The sequence below is a fragment of the Bacillus sp. 22446 genome (assembly GCF_052044955.1).
In the GTDB taxonomy this organism is placed as follows: domain Bacteria; phylum Bacillota; class Bacilli; order Bacillales; family Bacillaceae; genus Bacillus; species Bacillus altitudinis.
In genome coordinates this window covers 450,195-466,386 of record NZ_JBQEOD010000002.1, presented here as the reverse complement: position 1 = coordinate 466,386, position 16,192 = coordinate 450,195, and the positions used below count along the sequence as shown (strand labels likewise).

Below are 16,192 nucleotides of genomic sequence, written 5' to 3'. Positions count from 1 at the left end.
CATGCTCTTAGAGCATTAATACCAAGTAAACACAAAGCTAAAAAAGGTGAAACTATACTCCACTAAATAATAAAAGAAAAACTCTATTATAAGGGTTTTTCTTTTTTGGAATCGTACTCTTTAATAATATCAATTGGATCAATCGCATCATCATCTTGTGTATATTCCTCTACATAAGGAGTAATTAATTTCTCAAACTGCTTTTCATCATCCACTAGAGCAATACAAGTTTCATACCCTTCAAAATCAGATGGGTATAAATTTGCAACAGCACTACCGTTTTTTAAAGCCTGATCTATCGCATTTTTTAATTCCAATAGACCCTTCCTGTTTCCTAAAATCAATGCTTCTCTGTGATGAGTTTCTTGAGCATATATATTACACATCTCTAAAACATTATCATCATCTACTTGAATAGACATATAAAAGCACCTCCGAAGTTAAATTTAGTTCATTATATAATTCTTAATGTCAACATGCCAAAGAGCCATGACCTCATACGTCTGATCCCAAAAGTGATTGCGAACACCGCAAACAAAAATAGCTCAAACTACTTAACTGTACTTTGCTCCTTTTTATATTTCATTACTTTTATAATTCTATAAACTATCACAGCAACATAGTACGCAATTAATGTAAGCAGATATTCAAAAGGAAAATCTCTTTGTACACCTTGATAAAGAAAAATAGCCAAAAGGACTGTAAACAAAACTATTTGAAAAACTTCTTTTTTTATCATCCAAATCCTCCGATATACTTTCACTTACGTTTTATACTTTTAATTACAATCCAGAGAAAGTTATGTTACCGTGAAATTATAAAACAATCAGTCTTAACATTCTACAGTCAGTTCCATATTTAGGAGTTGAGTAACAAAATTGAAAGTATGTACTATATTTATTTTTATCTCAAATTGTTTTCTTCTCTTTCTTCATAAAAACATCCTGAAATTCTTCATAAATTTTTTTCGGTTTTCAGAATCCCATGCTTTATACAGCTCTCGCATAAATATATACAGTGAAATTGGGTAATACCCAGAGTTCCTCTAACTGACATTAAAGCAAATGGAGCATCTAATATAAAAAAGACTCCTTTATGGCATATTCTTTTATACCATAAGGAGCCTGACACTTTAATCCACTTTATCATTTTTTAAACAATTATACTTCGCAGTGATGAATTAAAACCCTATCCCTTTTATGATCCTGCACCTCTTGAGGAAAGTAACACTATCTCATCTTTAACATCTGACTGAGTTTGTTGTACAACAGGCATTCCAAGAATTGTACCTAATAGCAAAGCAGTAGTAATCATCATCATTACTTTTTTCATGATCATATGACCTCCTTTCCTATAAGCGTACAAGATTTTAAAGCCAATTCCAAGAAATAGTTACTTTCTTCATAAAGATTTAACTTCTTATAAATGGAGGCAACATCAGGAGCTAAGGCCTCTATATCAACATATGCTTTTCTTTCTTCCAAAAGTCCTAGTTCTTTCTTAATATCCTCAGAGCTTTCCTGTGGTGTTGTATAACATTTCTCAAGGATATTGAATTTTAAAATAAAGTTTGTGTTCTGCTGTTCTTTAGAAAAGGCTTTCCCCTCAGCAACCCAACTTATTGCCTGATCCAACTGATTTGATTTATAGCTTGATCTTGCAAATTCATACGCACATTGTAAGTATGAAACGGGAGCTGACTGTTTTAGATCCTCTGCGGAAATTGCTTTGTTGAAATATTCAATTGCTTCTATATGGTGGTCATCCTGAATTTTTAGAAATCCTAGATCGTAATAAGCTAACGCTAACAATCTCTTATCATTCTTTTCAATCAGTTTCTCAACACAATCCAAAAGCATTTTTTCAGCTTTGTCTAGTCTACCATCATCAATCAAATTCAGTGCCAACAACATATTACAGTTTATGGTCTGTATGCTGTAGCCTTCATGACCCTTGTAGATGTCCTTTGCTGTTTGTAGATGATGGTGAGAAAGGAGCGTGACCTTATTGAAATAGTAGAGTGTACCAATTTTATAATGAAATTCGGCCTTTTCAATTTCATCATGTACCTTGTCCAGTTGTCTCTCAGCTACTCTGAATAGGACTAGAGCTTCTGAATAGTTATTCTTTGCACTCTCATACATACCTTTAAAAAGATAAAAGTAAAACCTTAGCATGTCATCTGTTTTGACTCTTTCACTTTCTGTTATTGTTGGTTGCCCCACTAAATCTTCCATCAGTACCTTAAACCTGTAATCAAGAATATTGAAATAGAGTAAAACATCTTGATTTTCTTCCATTTCGTCTAACATATCTTGAATCTCATCCCTCAACTCTACTGCTTGTGAAACTTCCCTCTTTTTAATATGTAAATACCATTTGTTAAGAGTGTTTGCTACATCTACAGAAGCAATCAAATTCGACATTCCATTACCCCCTTGCTATCATTTCCTTTGTATAATTTTAACATGACATTTACAACATATGTAAAGACAAGGTGCTTATTTTAAAAGTTTTCGGTATCCCGCAAAATACATGAAATCCAAACCGTTAATCAAACTTTTGTTCTCATTCGCTATTTAGAAGTTTTTCAAAAATAAAGTAAAGTGTAGATTTTTGATTTACTTAAATAAAAAGAAGGACTTAGATGAACACAGGGTTATTTAAATGTTTTATTGGGAATGCGCCTAAAGAAGAACTTGATAGGATACTTCATATTTCACTATGTAAGGAGGAACCTGAATTGATTGAAGAAGCAAAAGAGCTTTGCTTTAGAGGTGTAGCAAAGTTTCTTCCGTTTAATTCTCGTTCTACTATTGGCTTTGTTAACAACATTTCAATTATTTTGATACCCTTTTATTTAGTTCCCACAAAGCTGTTTTGTTACTATCCCATTTTAAAAGAGTTACCGCTTCCTCAAAACACACCCATTTATAATCAACATGTTCTTTAGATAATTTAATATTTTTTGTAGAAACTTTAACGCCAAAAGAAAATTCTTTTATCACATAAACATCTTTTCCCCAAAGAAATTCACCAACTACATCCTCTACGGGTAGTGAAGACACAGAATCGAGTGTTATATATGGACATTCTCTTATAATACCAGCCTCTTCAAACGCTTCCCGTTTTGCTGCTTCAATAGGAGCCTCACCATCTTCCCCACCACCAGCTATTCCTTGCCAATAACCATAATCGCTTCGATGAAAAATAGCATATAGAATGGAATTTTCAGTTTCTATATAAGGAAATATCAATACTTGATACGGTGCTCTCATTGCTTAACCTCTTTTTCTTAAAATTCACCTTAAATAATACTCTCGAACTGACTAAGAATAAGTTCGCCTACATTTACTACAAGTGGATCTTCATTACTTTGTAAGAAATCGGATATTTGTTGCACCAGCTCTTTAATATTATTATTGATTGGCATATTTGGATTCAATAAGAGAATGTTAATAATCGTATCAGCTACTTGATAAAGATCATCTTCATCTTTTGTTTTTTCAATGTGATATTGCATCTTTTTAAAAAACCATTCAATTTCGTTCAAATCAACCATCGGGTAATATTGAATTTTATACAGATTACCTTCATCAAGCACGTCCAATTCAAATATAGCTTCGAGTTCTTCTTTACTTAAATGATCTTCAGAAAGTTCATATTCAGCCGCTGCTGCTTCCTCATCAACAGTATACTCAGCTGTATATAGCCCCAGCCCCTCAATGAATTCATCAAAGGAATCAGCTAACTTAAAGTCTTCTTCCATCTCAACATCAAAATAATGAATTGCAGGGTTCTCTTTCGTTTTTCGATAATCCATCGCTACCCAAGTGTGACCATCCCCGTTAATTAAGACAAGCCCTTCTGGCAGCTCCCACTCTTTTATCAAATAGGCACTATCCATAATTCCTTCACCTTCGGCGATACCCAGCAGGTGATTAAATTGAATATGATCCTCAGCCCATGAATTAGAGTGAGTGGTTGGAAAAGCATTATGAATGGTATAACCACCATTCTGCTCTAATATGAGCTTTTTATATGTATCTGGCAAAGTGACACCAAGTTTCTTTTCAGCTTTAGCTATTTCTGCTTCGTTGATCTTTTTTAACGTATAGTAACCTTCCTCGTCTATTGCCCAAAATGATTTCAAGGTGAATGCCTCCTAGTAAAATATGCACATAAGTATACCATCTTGCTGAGTATATTTAACAATTTAGGCAAAATAAAAGAAGAATATTAGTTACTTAGTCATTCACGTTGTCTATTTTTGTCGAAACGATAGTAAAAAGAAGGTACTTCATGTAAAATTTCCTTTGCACCTAAAAATCAGGAGGATCCAATATGAAGAAATTATCTATATTCATTTTTATTTGTTTAATGATGCTAACAGCTTGCAGTAGCGCAGCATCAAATGAAAAACAGCTCACGACAGCCAATATTATTGAAGCTTTTAAAAGTGCTGGGCTTGAAGCAGAAAAACCATCTGATCTTAAACAAAAAGAGTTTGGAAATATAAGAGAAGAAGGAAAAAGAATTCTCGTTCCTTCCTTAGGTGAAAATGCTGGTGGACGAATTTTTAAATTTGGAAATGAAACTGATTTACAGCAGGCGAAATCCTATTATGATGAGTTAGGCAATGCTGGATCTATGTTCTTCTCTCACACCTATTCAAAAGGAAACTTTTTATTACAAATGAACGGTGAAATGAAAGATGCTGAATTTGAAAAGTATAAGAAAGTAATGGATGAGGAAATAAAATAATTTCATATATTTTTAAAAGAAGGAAGGTCAATAAATGTCATCATTTTGGCTGCTAACAGTTATCCTTACGATTGTTATATTGGGTGTTTCTTTGATCTTTAAAAGAAAGAATGCACCTTTACAGTATGGAATACCATCAATTCTCATCTTCATCAGTATTATCTTATTATTAATCAGTTTTTTCGTAGGAAAGTGGGAAGGTTTAGGACTGGGTGCAATCAGTATATCTTTACTGATTGCATCTGTGAGCACCTTAATTATTAATAGTACCTTGAGTTATTTTAGTCATAAATAACATAGAGCCACTTCTGCATAAGAAGTGGCTCTTTCGATTATTAAAAGTGAAAATATGCATGAAAATATCACAAGACCAACTAATTAAATAAAAACCCCCTGAAGCCAATGGCTCCAAGGGGATTTCTTGATTAATACTGAGACATATACTGATCGCGTTCCCATGGGTGTACTTGGGTTCTAAACATATCCCATTCGATTTCTTTTGATTCGATGAAGTGCTCGAATAAGTGGTCGCCTAGTGCGTTGATCATGACTTCGTTTGACTTGAGCAGCTCAAGTGCTTCTGCAAGTGTTGCAGGTAAGTCAGCGATGCCGTTTTCAAGGCGCTCTTCTTTGTCCATGACATAGATGTTTCTGTCGATTGGCGCTGGTGCGTCTAGTTTGTTTTTGATTCCGTCTAGACCTGCTGCAAGTAATACACTTAGTGCAAGGTATGGGTTTGCAGATGGGTCTACACTGCGTACTTCTACACGTGTGCTAATGCCGCGTGATGCTGGAATACGAATCAATGGGCTGCGGTTTTGTGCACTCCATGCTACGTAGCAAGGTGCTTCATAGCCAGGAACAAGACGTTTGTAAGAGTTCACCGTCGGGTTTGTGACCGCTGTGAAGCTTGTTGCGTGCTTCACAATACCTGCGATAAAGTGTCTAGCTGTCTCGCTTAATTGTAAGTCTGCTTTCTCATCAAAGAATGCGTTTTTACCATTTTTAAATAATGATAGGTTACAGTGCATACCAGATCCGTTTACACCGAACAATGGTTTTGGCATGAATGTCGCATGAAGACCGTGCTTTCTAGCGATTGTTTTCACAACAAGCTTGAACGTTTGAATGTCATCACAAGAACGGATGGCGCCTGCATATTTGAAATCAATTTCATGCTGACCAGGTGCTACTTCGTGGTGAGAAGCTTCAATTTCAAAGCCCATTTCTTCAAGCTCAAGCACGATGTCACGGCGGCAGTTTTCACCTAAATCTGTTGGTGCAAGGTCAAAGTATCCACCTTTATCGTTTAGTTCGAGCGTTGGCTCGCCTTTTTCGTCTAATTTAAATAAGAAGAATTCTGGCTCAGGTCCAAGGTTGAAATCACTAAATCCTAGTTCTTCCATTTCCTTCAAGATACGCTTTAAGTTGTTACGAGGGTCTCCATCAAATGGTGTTCCGTCTGGCTTATAAATGTCACAAATAAAGCGTGCAACTTTACCTTTTTCTGCTGTCCAAGGGAAAATAACAAACGTGTTTAGATCTGGATATAGGTACATATCTGATTCTTCAATACGTACAAACCCTTCAATAGATGAACCATCAAACATACATTTGTTATCGAGAGCTTTTTCTAACTGGCTCACAGGAATCTCAACATTTTTAATTGTTCCGAGAATGTCTGTAAATTGCAGACGGATGTACTTTACGTTTTCCTCATTTACTAATTTTACGATATCTTCTCTTGTGTACTTTGCCATTTCGTAAAACTCCTCCCCTACAAAAGGTAAAATGTGTATAGCAATGCTTTTGCTAATTGGTTAACGGAAGAACCTTGACATATCCCCCTGCCTAAAGGTCGTTCCTTGTTGGAAACGTCCAGCCTGAATGAGTTCCTTCTTCAGTAGCTTCCTGAGTTCATCATCTGTCAAGTTGTGCTTCGCTGTGGTTTTCTCCTCTGTCTTTGTTTCAGACGATGGATTTTCTGCCTCAGCTTTGGCAAAAAGTTTTTTGATTCCTGCCATGTTTACACCTTGTTCGATGAGGTTTTTGATTTCTAGTAATTTATCAACATCATGGAAAGAAAATAATCGGCGATTCCCATCACTTCTAGCTGGAAATACTAAACCATTTTCCTCATAATAGCGAATTTGTCTTGCAGATAATTCTGTTAGCTGCATGACAATCCCAATTGGGAATAAAGGCATTGAGCGGCGAATGTTATCACTCATCTCAACTGTCTCCTCCTCTTTGCTTAAATTTATTATATGTCATGTTATATTATGTGTCAACGAAATGTTAGGAATATTAACATGGATTTTTTTATCGAGCAGGCACTTCAATAAAACCTTGCTCTAGTAAGGCATCTACAGCACTGCAAATGGCATTTTTCACATGGGCGTACGTGAGACCGCCCTGAACATAGGCTGTGTAAGGCGGTCTAATCGGACCATCAGCTGATAATTCAATGCTGGCTCCTTGGACAAATGTGCCCGCTGCCATAATCACATCGTCCTCGTATCCAGGCATATAGCTCGCATAAGGTGTGACATGACTGTTAATCGGTGATGCATATTGAATGGCCTGACAAAATGCAATCATTTTTTTAGGGTCTCCAAATTCTACAGATTGAATCAAGTCGGTTCTTTTCGCATTCCACGACGGGTTTGTTTGGAACCCGAGTTTTTCAAGAAAACGCGCTGTAAACACGGCACCTTTTAAACTTTGTGCAACAACATGCGGTGCTAAGAAAAATCCTTGATACATTTCCTGAAGCGCATACAGCGATGCACCCGCTTCACTGCCGATGCCTGGAGATGTCATTCGATAAGAGCAAGTCTCTACCCATTTTTCTTTTCCGACGATGTAGCCGCCAGTTTTGGCAAGGCCGCCGCCTGGGTTTTTAATGAGAGAACCTGCCATAAGGTCTGCGCCCACATGACACGGCTCTTGTAATTCAGTAAATTCACCATAACAGTTGTCAACAAACACAATGATGTCCTCATTGATGTCTTTCACAAATGAAATCATTTGTTCAATTTCTTCTATTGTAAAGGATGGTCTTGACGCATAACCTTTAGAACGCTGAATCCCGATGACTTTTGTTTTTGGGGAAATAGATTCTTTGACTTTGTCGAAATCGACAGATCCATCTTGACGCAAATCAATCGCTTTGTAATCGATCTGAAAATCTTTTAATGAGCCTGTCCCTTCTTTGCCGCGAATCCCGACAATCTCTTCTAGGGTATCGTAAGGTTTCCCCGTCATGTAGATCAATTCATCACCAGGTCTTAGCACACCAAATAAGGCGATGGAAATGGCATGTGTTCCAGAAATGATCTGCGGGCGTACAAGACCGCTTTCCCCTCCAAATACATCCGCATAGATCTTTTCTAACGTGTCTCTTCCCATATCATCGTATCCATAACCAGTTGTCGGGTTAAAATGAGAGTCGCTGACTTTATGTTTCCGGTAGCTTTCAAGAACCCGCCACTCATTTTGTTCACTCTTTCGATCAATTTGCTGATGTATTTGTGAAATGTCTTGTTCTGCTTCTGCTGCTATTTTTTCTAAAATGGTGCCATGTTTTAAAGTGTGAAACATCGTCATTTAATTCCTTTCCTACAACATATACTTCTTGATTTGTCCTAATATGGTTTGCTCCTCACCACTAAATCCAGTGATGTCATAAAGCTCTGCTTCCTTTTGAAATTCCAGTGATTCCACCAAGGTTTCTGACTTTAAGGCAGATATGAGTTTCCCTTCATATGCCGGAATCCTTACATGATATGGCTTTAAAAAATCTTTTTTCAGTTCAGCCATGATATCCGCTTTTAACCGCTTCACATCTTCCTCGCGCCTAGCACTGATTAAAATGTGGCGCTGCTTTGAGGAAGGGATAAAATCCGGCCGGATTTGGTCTTTTTTGTTATAGACTGTCAGCATCGGAATACGGTCAGCTTCTAATTCTTCTAAAAGCTTATGAACCGTTCGTTCATGCCCTTCATAATCCTCATTTGAAGAATCGATCACATGAAGCAAATAGTCTGCTTCTTTTACTTCTTCAAGAGTGGAACGAAATGCTGCAATCAGTGTGGTTGGAAGGTCTTGAATAAAACCAACTGTATCGGAAATCAGTACACTGTAGCCAGATTCAAGTGTCATTTTACGCGTCATTGGGTCAAGTGTGGCAAACAGCAAATCTTCTTCATGGCTATCCGCTTCTGTTAACTGGTTAAACAATGTTGATTTCCCGGCATTTGTATACCCGACAATAGCGATTTGGAATACGCCATTTTTCTTCCGTCGTTCCCGGTATCTCGTGCGATGTTCTTTGACTGCAGACAGTTGTCCGTGAATTTCGTGTATGCGGTTTCGAATATGACGTCTGTCTGTTTCAAGTTTTGTTTCACCTGGACCTCTTGCGCCAATTCCGCCGCCTTGTCTTGAAAGGCTGATCCCTTGTCCACTCAGTCTCGGCAAGGCATACTGAAGCTGGGCAAGCTCTATTTGCAGCTTCCCCTCTCTTGTACGGGCTCTTTTGGCAAAGATGTCTAGAATCAATTGCGTACGGTCAATGATTTTCACATCTAAGGCAGTCGCCAAAGCTTTTAACTGGCTAGGCGAAAGCTCGTCGTTAAAAATAATAACGTCACAGTCTAACTCGTCGCAAAGCACTTCAAGCTCTTCCACTTTCCCTTTCCCGATGTAAGTCGCGCTGTCTTGTCTATTTCTTTTTTGCGTCATGATGCTGACAGCTTCACCGCCAGCTGTTTTGGTTAAGGAAGCTAATTCTTCCATAGAATATTGAAAGCGTTCATCCGTTATATGCGGCAGTTGACAGCCGACAAGGATCGCTTTTTCGATCATTTCATGTTCATTCAACGTCAGTTGTTTCCTTTCTGTACTTAAGTTTCAGTAGTACCATCATACCAAACACACCACACGTATACCACCATTCGGAAGGTTTAATTTCTTGTCTCTTTACAAAAAGGATACGCCATTTCAAGAAGGCGTATCCTCTTTCATTTGCAGATCATGGCTTTTAATCGTAAGTAAATCTTTTTTATCATAATGATCCACAAGAAGCAGCCTCATCGCCTGAGTTCGAATCGCTTTTTCAATGGTGTTTCGCACAAAACGGCCGTTGCTGAATTTGGCAGGACTCGTTGTGCTCTTGATGTGCATTAAATAGTCTCGCAATTTCCATTCTGCCTCTTGGGTAAAGACATATTCCCGATCGGCCATCATTCGTTTTGCAATATCCATCAGCTGATCGACCGTATAATCAGGGAAGTTGATATTAATCGGAAATCTCGATTGCAGACCAGGATTTAGAGAAAGAAAATGATCCATTTCCTTGGAGTATCCAGCTAAGATGAGGATGAATTCATGCTGCTTATCCTCCATATGTTTTACAAGGGTATCAATGGCTTCTTTCCCGAAATCCTTCTCGCCTCCGCGGGCAAGAGAATAGGCTTCATCGATGAACAAAATGCCGCCTAGTGATTTTTTAATCAAATCTCTTGTTTTTTGAGCTGTATGTCCAATGTACTCTCCAACCAGATCTCCTCGTTCTGCTTCAATTAAATGCCCCTTTGAAAGAACATTCATTTCAAAGAAAAGCTTCCCGACAAGCCGTGCAACCGTTGTTTTCCCTGTGCCGGGATTTCCTTTAAACATCATATGAAGCGCTTGTTTTCCTACCTTTAATCCTTGTTCTTGTCTTTTTTGATTCACAAAAATCCAAGCATAAATTTCTTTTATGTTTCGTTTCATTTCATCCATCCCGACAAGGCTGTTCATTTCTCGTTCTATTTCTCGTAAGATGCTGTGTTTGGCCTCATTTTTTTGCAAGGCCTCTAAGTATTCTGCCTCTGAATCTGCATCAACCAATACTTGCTTCTGTCCATTAAGTATAATGTTGATTTGGCCGTTATTTTTATATGTGACAGCTCGCTCCAACGTATTCACCTCTCGCTCTTCTCTCTTTAATCTATTCGGGTGGAGCTGTAATCGTGACAATCGCCCGCACTAGCATCGGTTTACTGTCAAAATGACCCGAGATACCGGTTTTTGTAGGGGATTGTGCGGTTTCCCAGGAAATGATGTGCTATTTCCATTGTATTCATCCATTTCGGGCGGACAAACCAACAATTTGTTTTTTCTTAGAAAAATGGCGCTTTTTCATCACAAATTGTGCAGAAAAGAGTCTCGATGATTTCCGCATTTTGTACAGGCAATTTTTCTATTTCCTCATAAAATAAAGACGAGGTGATGAATAGATGGTGAAAATTTTTATTGATCCTGGCCACGGAGGAACAGATTCTGGAGCTGCTGCTAATGGACTTTTGGAGAAAAATATCACACTGCAAATTGCGCTTTTTCTGAGAGATATGTTGATTAGTGAATATGATGGGGTTTCCGTCCGCTTAAGTCGTTCAATTGACCAATCCGTCACGTTATCCCAGCGTACGAATGCGGCAAACAGCTGGGGAGCTGACTATTTCGTGTCTATTCATATTAATGCTGGCGGAGGCACAGGTTTTGAAAGTTATGTGTACCCTGGCGTTTCAGCACCAACCACCACGTATCGCAATGCCCTTCATGATGAGATTGTCCGCTCCGTTGATTTTGCCGACCGCGGCAAGAAAACGGCGAACTTCCACGTTCTGCGGGAAACTTCTATGTCTGCCATTTTAACTGAAAACGGTTTCATTGATACGGTAGCTGATGCAAATAAGCTCCGTAACGCTACTTTCCTTCAAGGGATCGCTCGTGCTCATGCCACTGGATTAGAAAAAGCCCTTCAATTGAAAAAAAAAGCAAGTAACCTATATAAAGTGCAAGCAGGGGCTTTCAAGGTCAAAGCCAATGCGGATGAACTAGCAGCTACACTCAGATCCAAAGGATTTGAAGCGCTGGTCGTACTGGATAGCGGCATGTACCGAGTCCAAGCTGGCGCTTTCCGTTCAAAGCAAAATGCAGATGACCTCGTCGCTCGATTAAAGCAGGCCGGTCACGACGCATTCGTTTTTCAATAATCTAAAAAACAAACCGGCTCAAGTCATCTTTAGAGCCGGTTTGTTGTCTATCCAATTATGCTAAAATGTTCACGACAAATTGAGACCATGTTTCAAGACGATCGAAGTACTCAGGCTTTTTCAAATCTGTTACTTTCATCCATTTGCCTGAGATTTGATCTGTTTCTTTTACTTCTACATGAGCACCTGGCGATAATTCAAGGGCTGATAACAGTCCGATGTGCACACGGCCGACACTGTTGTCATCATCATTAATAAGTCCAAGGGTTTTCATCTCAAGTTTGTCTTCTTCTTGAATCGAAAGTTCCTCGTCCAGTTCACGATCGGTATTTTCTTTTAGAATTTCAGCAAATTTTTTTCCTTCAATGAAATTCATATGACCGCCAAAGCCAAGAGATAACTTATGATGTAAGCGAGTCTCTCCCCCACCTTGAAGTCTTTCATATACATACACTTCGTCCTCACGCTTAATGACAACATATGGAATTGGCTGCTTAAAGTCAGGATTTTCTTCTGCATCGCCTCTTCGCATTTGCTCGAAGTGCTCTTCAATTTCTTTCATAATGGTGTTGATTGTTTTCTCTTCACTATTCACACCATTAAACGCAAGTGTTTCGTTTTGGAACACGCGTGCGCGAGGTGCAACTAAAATGATTTCGTCCATTTTTCCCATGTTCGGTAACCTCCAGTATGTAACACATTGTTAGAAATGGCAAAAAGCCAAAACGAGTGATGCGTTTTGACTTTTACGCTTTCCTTATGATTCATCTCCAAAGAAGAAATCATCATCTTTTAACGGCTCAACTGTTGCCTTTTTGTAGCCGTTCCCTTTCATTGAGAAGAAGTCATGTGACTTTGTTTTTGTATTGAGTCCGTTCAATACAATTGGGTTGATCTCTTCTTCTTCAAAGTAAGGGGCAAATCCAAGGTTCATTAACGCTTTATTGGCATTGTAACGAATGAACTTTTTCACATCATGCGATAAATTGACTTGGTCATAAATATCCTCAGTGTAATGAAGTTCATTTTCATAAAGCTCATTAAGCAGATCGATAGAGAAATCATAAAGCTCTTTTTGCACGTCAGGTGTTTGTTTGTTGTAAATTTCTTGTGCTAACAATCCAACATACACACCGTGAATCGCTTCATCGCGCAAAATCAAGTTAATGATTTCACCACTTTGCATGAGCTTTCCTTGACCGTAGAAATATAGCGGGTAGTAAAAGCCGCTATAGAATAGGAAGCTTTCTAAATACACTGAAGCAACCATTGCTTTAAATAAGGAAATCGGGTCATCCTTTTGAATGGAACGGTACAGACCTACAATCATATCTGCTTTCTTTTGCAAGAATTTATTTTTCTTGACCCATTCAAATACTTCACTAATCGTTTCAGTCGGTGCAAGCGTCATGAAGATATTTGAGTATGATTTTGCATGCACGGCATTTTCCATCATTGCCATAAAGTTTAACACGGCTTTACGCTGATGACCGTCCACATGTTCAGCCACTATCGGCATTCCTGTATTTCCTTGTTCTGTATCAAGTAACGTCAGTCCAGCCAGTACCTTCATGTACGTATCTCGCTCTTCTTCACCTAAATATTTCCATGTTAAGAGATCCCCGTTTAAGGAAATCTCTTCTGGAAGCCAGAATTGCTTGACGTTTTGGTTGTAAAACATTTGTGTAAAATCATCTTCGTGTTTTGACCAGTTGGCTGCATCATAAATTTTTGTCACGTTAAACTCTCCTTTAATCAAACAACACAAGAAAGACAGCCTTCCTGCCCTGTATCCTTCGTTCTTGCATAATAAAGTGTCTTAATGCCTTTATGGTGTGCATAAAGATCGATGCGGTTTAAGTCACGCGTTGTCATCGTATCTTTTAGGAATAATGTAAAGCTAATTCCTTGATCGACGTGCTGCTGAATGGTTGCGATCATATCGACTACTTTAAACATGTCCATATCGTATGCTTCTTTATAGAAGAACCAGTTTTGTGCTGAAAGTCCTGGCATTGGATAATACGTTTTGCTGTTTCCGTATGTTCTTTCTTCGATACGTTCCATAATTGGCATTACAGAAGCTGTTGCCGATTGAACATACGAAATAGAACCTGTTGGCGCAATACATAATCGATAGCTATGGTACATGCCATTTTCCGCTACAAAGTCTTTGAGTGCTGCCCAATCTTCTTTTGTTGGAATGTGCATGCCTTCAAATAGCGCAGCCGCTTTTTCTGTTTTTGGAGTGAAATCATTTTCTACGTATTTATTGAAGTACTCACCTGTTGCATAACCAGAGCCCTCATAACGATGGAATGTTTCCCCTTTTTCTTTTGCAAGCTCACTTGAACGCTTAATGGAGTAATAGTTCACCATCATAAAGAACGTATTAGCGAAATCTCTTGCTTCTTCACTTTCATAAGCAATTTGGTTTTGAGCTAAATACCCATGAAGGTTCATCGCACCAAGTCCAATTGATTTCATCGCTTTGTTCGCTTTTCTAACAGCTGGTGCATTGCGGATATCTGTTGTTTCAGACACAAGTGTAAGTGAGTCCGTTGCAAGCTTGACTGTTTTTTCAATGGATTTGTTTTTCATCACGTTCATGATATTTAAAGAACCAAGGTTACAAGAAATATCAAGTCCGATCTCATCATCTTGATCATAGTCCGTGTAAGAAGAGACTTCTGAAGCTTGAAGTACTTCTGAGCAAAGGTTTGAGAATTTCACACGTGAAATATGGTTCAGAGCGTGCTCTCTATTCACATTATCTTGGAACATGATATATGGATAGCCTGATTCTGAGCGCAGAACAGCTAATTTTTCAAGAAGTTTTCTCGGATTGACTTTTTCTTTTTTGACTTTCGGGTTTTCTACAAGCTCGTCATACATTTCTTCCATATCCATCTCATCAAGATGCTGTCCATAAGCTTTATAAACTGTATGAGGATAGAATGTGTAAGCTGTTTTATCTTCTCTAGCAAGCTCGATAAATTTATCTGGAATGACGACACCGATCGAAAGTGTTTTCACACGAACATCTTCATCCGCAGAGATCTTTTTCGTATCTAAGAAATCATTAATATCTCTGTGGAAAATATTCAAGTACGCACTTCCTGAACCTTGTCTTTGTCCCATTTGATCTGCATATCGGAATGCATTATCAAGAAGTTTCATGACGCCTACGACACCTTTGGTCGCATTTTCAACATCTTTGATCGCTTCACCTTTCGCACGAAGCTTTGAAAGGTTCAAGCTGACGCCGCCGCCTAATTTAGACAGCTGCATGGAAATATCAATGGCTCTTGAGATATCGTTTAATGAGTCATTCACTTCAAGCAAGAAGCAGCTCACCAGCTCACCACGTCTTTTACGGCCTGCGTTTAAGAATGTTGGTGTACTTGGCTGATACTCTTGGTTGATCATCAGTTCCACAAACTCAAGTGCTTTCTTTTTGTCTCCGCCCGCAAAGAAAAGAGCCACAACTGAAATGCGGTCTTCATAGCGTTCAAGGATTTTCTTTTTGTCATTTGTTTTCAGTGCATAGTCATTGTAAAACTTAAACGCACTCATAAATGATGGGAATCTAAATTTCTTGGCATATGCAGCTTCAAATACTTCTTTAATATCTGACATGCTGTATTGTCTTAAAAATTCTTCCTCATAGTAGTCGTTTTCTATTAAGTAATCAATCTTCTCTTCTAGATTATGAAAGAAGACCGTGTTTTGATTAATATAATCTACGAAATAACTATGTACAGCTTCTTTGTCCTTGTCGAACTGAAACTTTCCTTCTTTTTGAATCATAATCTCGTTATTTAATTGTATCCACTTTGGAACCTGATTTTGTGACAATTCTTTCTACCTCCTGTGTAAACAATTCAACATCCCTTTTTGTTCCGCTTAGTTCAAAGGTGTGCAAAATAGGAACTTGATATTGTTTAGAAATCGTATCGGCGCTTTTGGCAAAGTTATCTCCCCACACTTTGTTCCCACTCACCGCTACGCCTAGTAAAAGGTGCGCATTTTTCTCTAAAAATGACTGAGTGGTACCAGGGACTTGTCCAAATCCTGTCGTAAAGGTGACGAGAATAAACGGCGTATCCAAAAACTCTTCTCCAGTCAATTTTCGTTTGTCTGTAAAAGGGGTCTTGTCCAAAAAGCGTTGAACATTTCCTGTTTTTGAATCAAATACGATTTGAATCAATTCCATCACGACCTAGTTTTTAGTATTGTTGATCATTCCGCTATTCACTATATATAGTATACTATGTTTTTTCAAAACACAACATATAGATGCTCGAAACGAAAAAAATCAACCAACCCGGCCGAACATTCATAGCCGAACTCGTACGTTCAAATAAATAGAGCAGAGCAGGTTC

17 protein-coding genes are annotated in these 16,192 nt (G+C 38.3%); 3 read left to right on the top strand and 14 right to left on the bottom strand.

The genetic code is table 11. The features are described 5' to 3' along the window. Positions 1-86 precede the first annotated feature (86 nt). The 5 genes from ACTJJD_RS06590 to ACTJJD_RS06570 form a co-directional block, all read right to left on the bottom strand. A complete protein-coding gene (locus ACTJJD_RS06590) occupies positions 87-422 on the bottom strand; it encodes a hypothetical protein (protein ID WP_057079508.1) in 336 nt (111 codons plus the stop codon). Positions 423-1,197: 775 nt separating this feature from the next. Beyond that, on the bottom strand, positions 1,198-1,332 hold the full coding sequence (locus ACTJJD_RS06585) for a hypothetical protein (RefSeq protein ID WP_255201816.1): 135 nt from the start codon (positions 1,330-1,332) through the stop codon (positions 1,198-1,200). Positions 1,333-1,334: 2 nt separating this feature from the next. After that, on the bottom strand, positions 1,335-2,426 hold the full coding sequence (locus ACTJJD_RS06580) for a Rap family tetratricopeptide repeat protein (RefSeq protein ID WP_113747387.1): 1,092 nt from the start codon (positions 2,424-2,426) through the stop codon (positions 1,335-1,337). Positions 2,427-2,840: 414 nt separating this feature from the next. Then, entirely contained in the window at positions 2,841-3,278 is a 438-nt protein-coding gene (locus tag ACTJJD_RS06575; RefSeq protein WP_440608203.1) for an NUDIX hydrolase, read from the bottom strand. 29 nt (positions 3,279-3,307) lie between these two features. After that, positions 3,308-4,153 carry an SMI1/KNR4 family protein gene (locus ACTJJD_RS06570; RefSeq protein ID WP_440608202.1) on the bottom strand — a complete coding sequence of 282 codons (846 nt, stop codon included), beginning with the start codon at positions 4,151-4,153 and terminating at the stop codon, positions 3,308-3,310. Positions 4,154-4,344: 191 nt separating this feature from the next. Between ACTJJD_RS06570 and ACTJJD_RS06565 the strand changes: the two genes are divergently transcribed. Both ACTJJD_RS06565 and ACTJJD_RS06560 read left to right on the top strand, forming a co-directional pair. After that, positions 4,345-4,764: a hypothetical protein gene (locus tag ACTJJD_RS06565; protein ID WP_024720408.1), complete on the top strand. Its 420-nt coding sequence runs from the start codon at positions 4,345-4,347 to the stop codon at positions 4,762-4,764. 34 nt (positions 4,765-4,798) lie between these two features. Next, positions 4,799-5,059 carry a YesK family protein gene (locus tag ACTJJD_RS06560; RefSeq protein WP_440608201.1) on the top strand — a complete coding sequence of 87 codons (261 nt, stop codon included), beginning with the start codon at positions 4,799-4,801 and terminating at the stop codon, positions 5,057-5,059. Between the two features lie 130 nt (positions 5,060-5,189). On the opposite strand, the gene glnA is transcribed toward ACTJJD_RS06560, so the two are convergent. The 5 genes from glnA to spoVK all read right to left on the bottom strand — a co-directional run bounded on the left by glnA (position 5,190) and on the right by spoVK (position 10,728). After that, positions 5,190-6,524 carry a type I glutamate--ammonia ligase gene (glnA, locus tag ACTJJD_RS06555; RefSeq protein WP_007499421.1) on the bottom strand — a complete coding sequence of 445 codons (1,335 nt, stop codon included), beginning with the start codon at positions 6,522-6,524 and terminating at the stop codon, positions 5,190-5,192. 60 nt (positions 6,525-6,584) lie between these two features. Further along, entirely contained in the window at positions 6,585-6,995 is a 411-nt protein-coding gene (locus ACTJJD_RS06550) for a MerR family transcriptional regulator (protein ID WP_007499423.1), read from the bottom strand. Positions 6,996-7,086: 91 nt separating this feature from the next. Further along, positions 7,087-8,367: an aminotransferase class I/II-fold pyridoxal phosphate-dependent enzyme gene (locus tag ACTJJD_RS06545; RefSeq protein WP_440608243.1), complete on the bottom strand. Its 1,281-nt coding sequence runs from the start codon at positions 8,365-8,367 to the stop codon at positions 7,087-7,089. 18 nt (positions 8,368-8,385) lie between these two features. Further along, a complete protein-coding gene (gene hflX, locus ACTJJD_RS06540) occupies positions 8,386-9,648 on the bottom strand; it encodes a GTPase HflX (protein WP_017359031.1) in 1,263 nt (420 codons plus the stop codon). 120 nt (positions 9,649-9,768) lie between these two features. Continuing rightward, a complete protein-coding gene (gene spoVK / locus ACTJJD_RS06535; RefSeq protein ID WP_008344008.1) occupies positions 9,769-10,728 on the bottom strand; it encodes a stage V sporulation protein K in 960 nt (319 codons plus the stop codon). A 320-nt stretch (positions 10,729-11,048) separates the two neighbouring features. Here spoVK and ACTJJD_RS06530 point away from each other — a divergent pair, with 320 nt between their 5' ends. Then, positions 11,049-11,807, top strand: coding sequence for an N-acetylmuramoyl-L-alanine amidase (locus ACTJJD_RS06530; protein WP_008344009.1), 759 nt, complete (start codon positions 11,049-11,051; stop codon positions 11,805-11,807). A 55-nt stretch (positions 11,808-11,862) separates the two neighbouring features. Here ACTJJD_RS06530 and ACTJJD_RS06525 read toward each other — a convergent pair whose 3' ends face one another. From ACTJJD_RS06525 to nrdI, 4 genes are all read right to left on the bottom strand, one after another. After that, complete coding sequence (locus ACTJJD_RS06525; RefSeq protein ID WP_065460390.1) at positions 11,863-12,480, bottom strand: hypothetical protein; 618 nt, start codon at positions 12,478-12,480, stop codon at positions 11,863-11,865. Between the two features lie 84 nt (positions 12,481-12,564). Beyond that, positions 12,565-13,545 (bottom strand): class 1b ribonucleoside-diphosphate reductase subunit beta, encoded by a 981-nt coding sequence (nrdF, locus tag ACTJJD_RS06520; protein ID WP_008344010.1) that lies wholly within the window; start codon positions 13,543-13,545, stop codon positions 12,565-12,567. A gap of 17 nt (positions 13,546-13,562) precedes the next feature. Next, a complete protein-coding gene (gene nrdE / locus ACTJJD_RS06515) occupies positions 13,563-15,665 on the bottom strand; it encodes a class 1b ribonucleoside-diphosphate reductase subunit alpha (RefSeq protein ID WP_017359033.1) in 2,103 nt (700 codons plus the stop codon). Continuing rightward, positions 15,625-16,017, bottom strand: a complete 393-nt coding sequence (nrdI, locus tag ACTJJD_RS06510) for a class Ib ribonucleoside-diphosphate reductase assembly flavoprotein NrdI (RefSeq protein ID WP_017359034.1) — start codon at positions 16,015-16,017, stop codon at positions 15,625-15,627. The genes nrdE and nrdI overlap by 41 nt, the downstream gene beginning before the upstream one ends. Between the last annotated feature and the right edge of the window lie 175 nt (positions 16,018-16,192).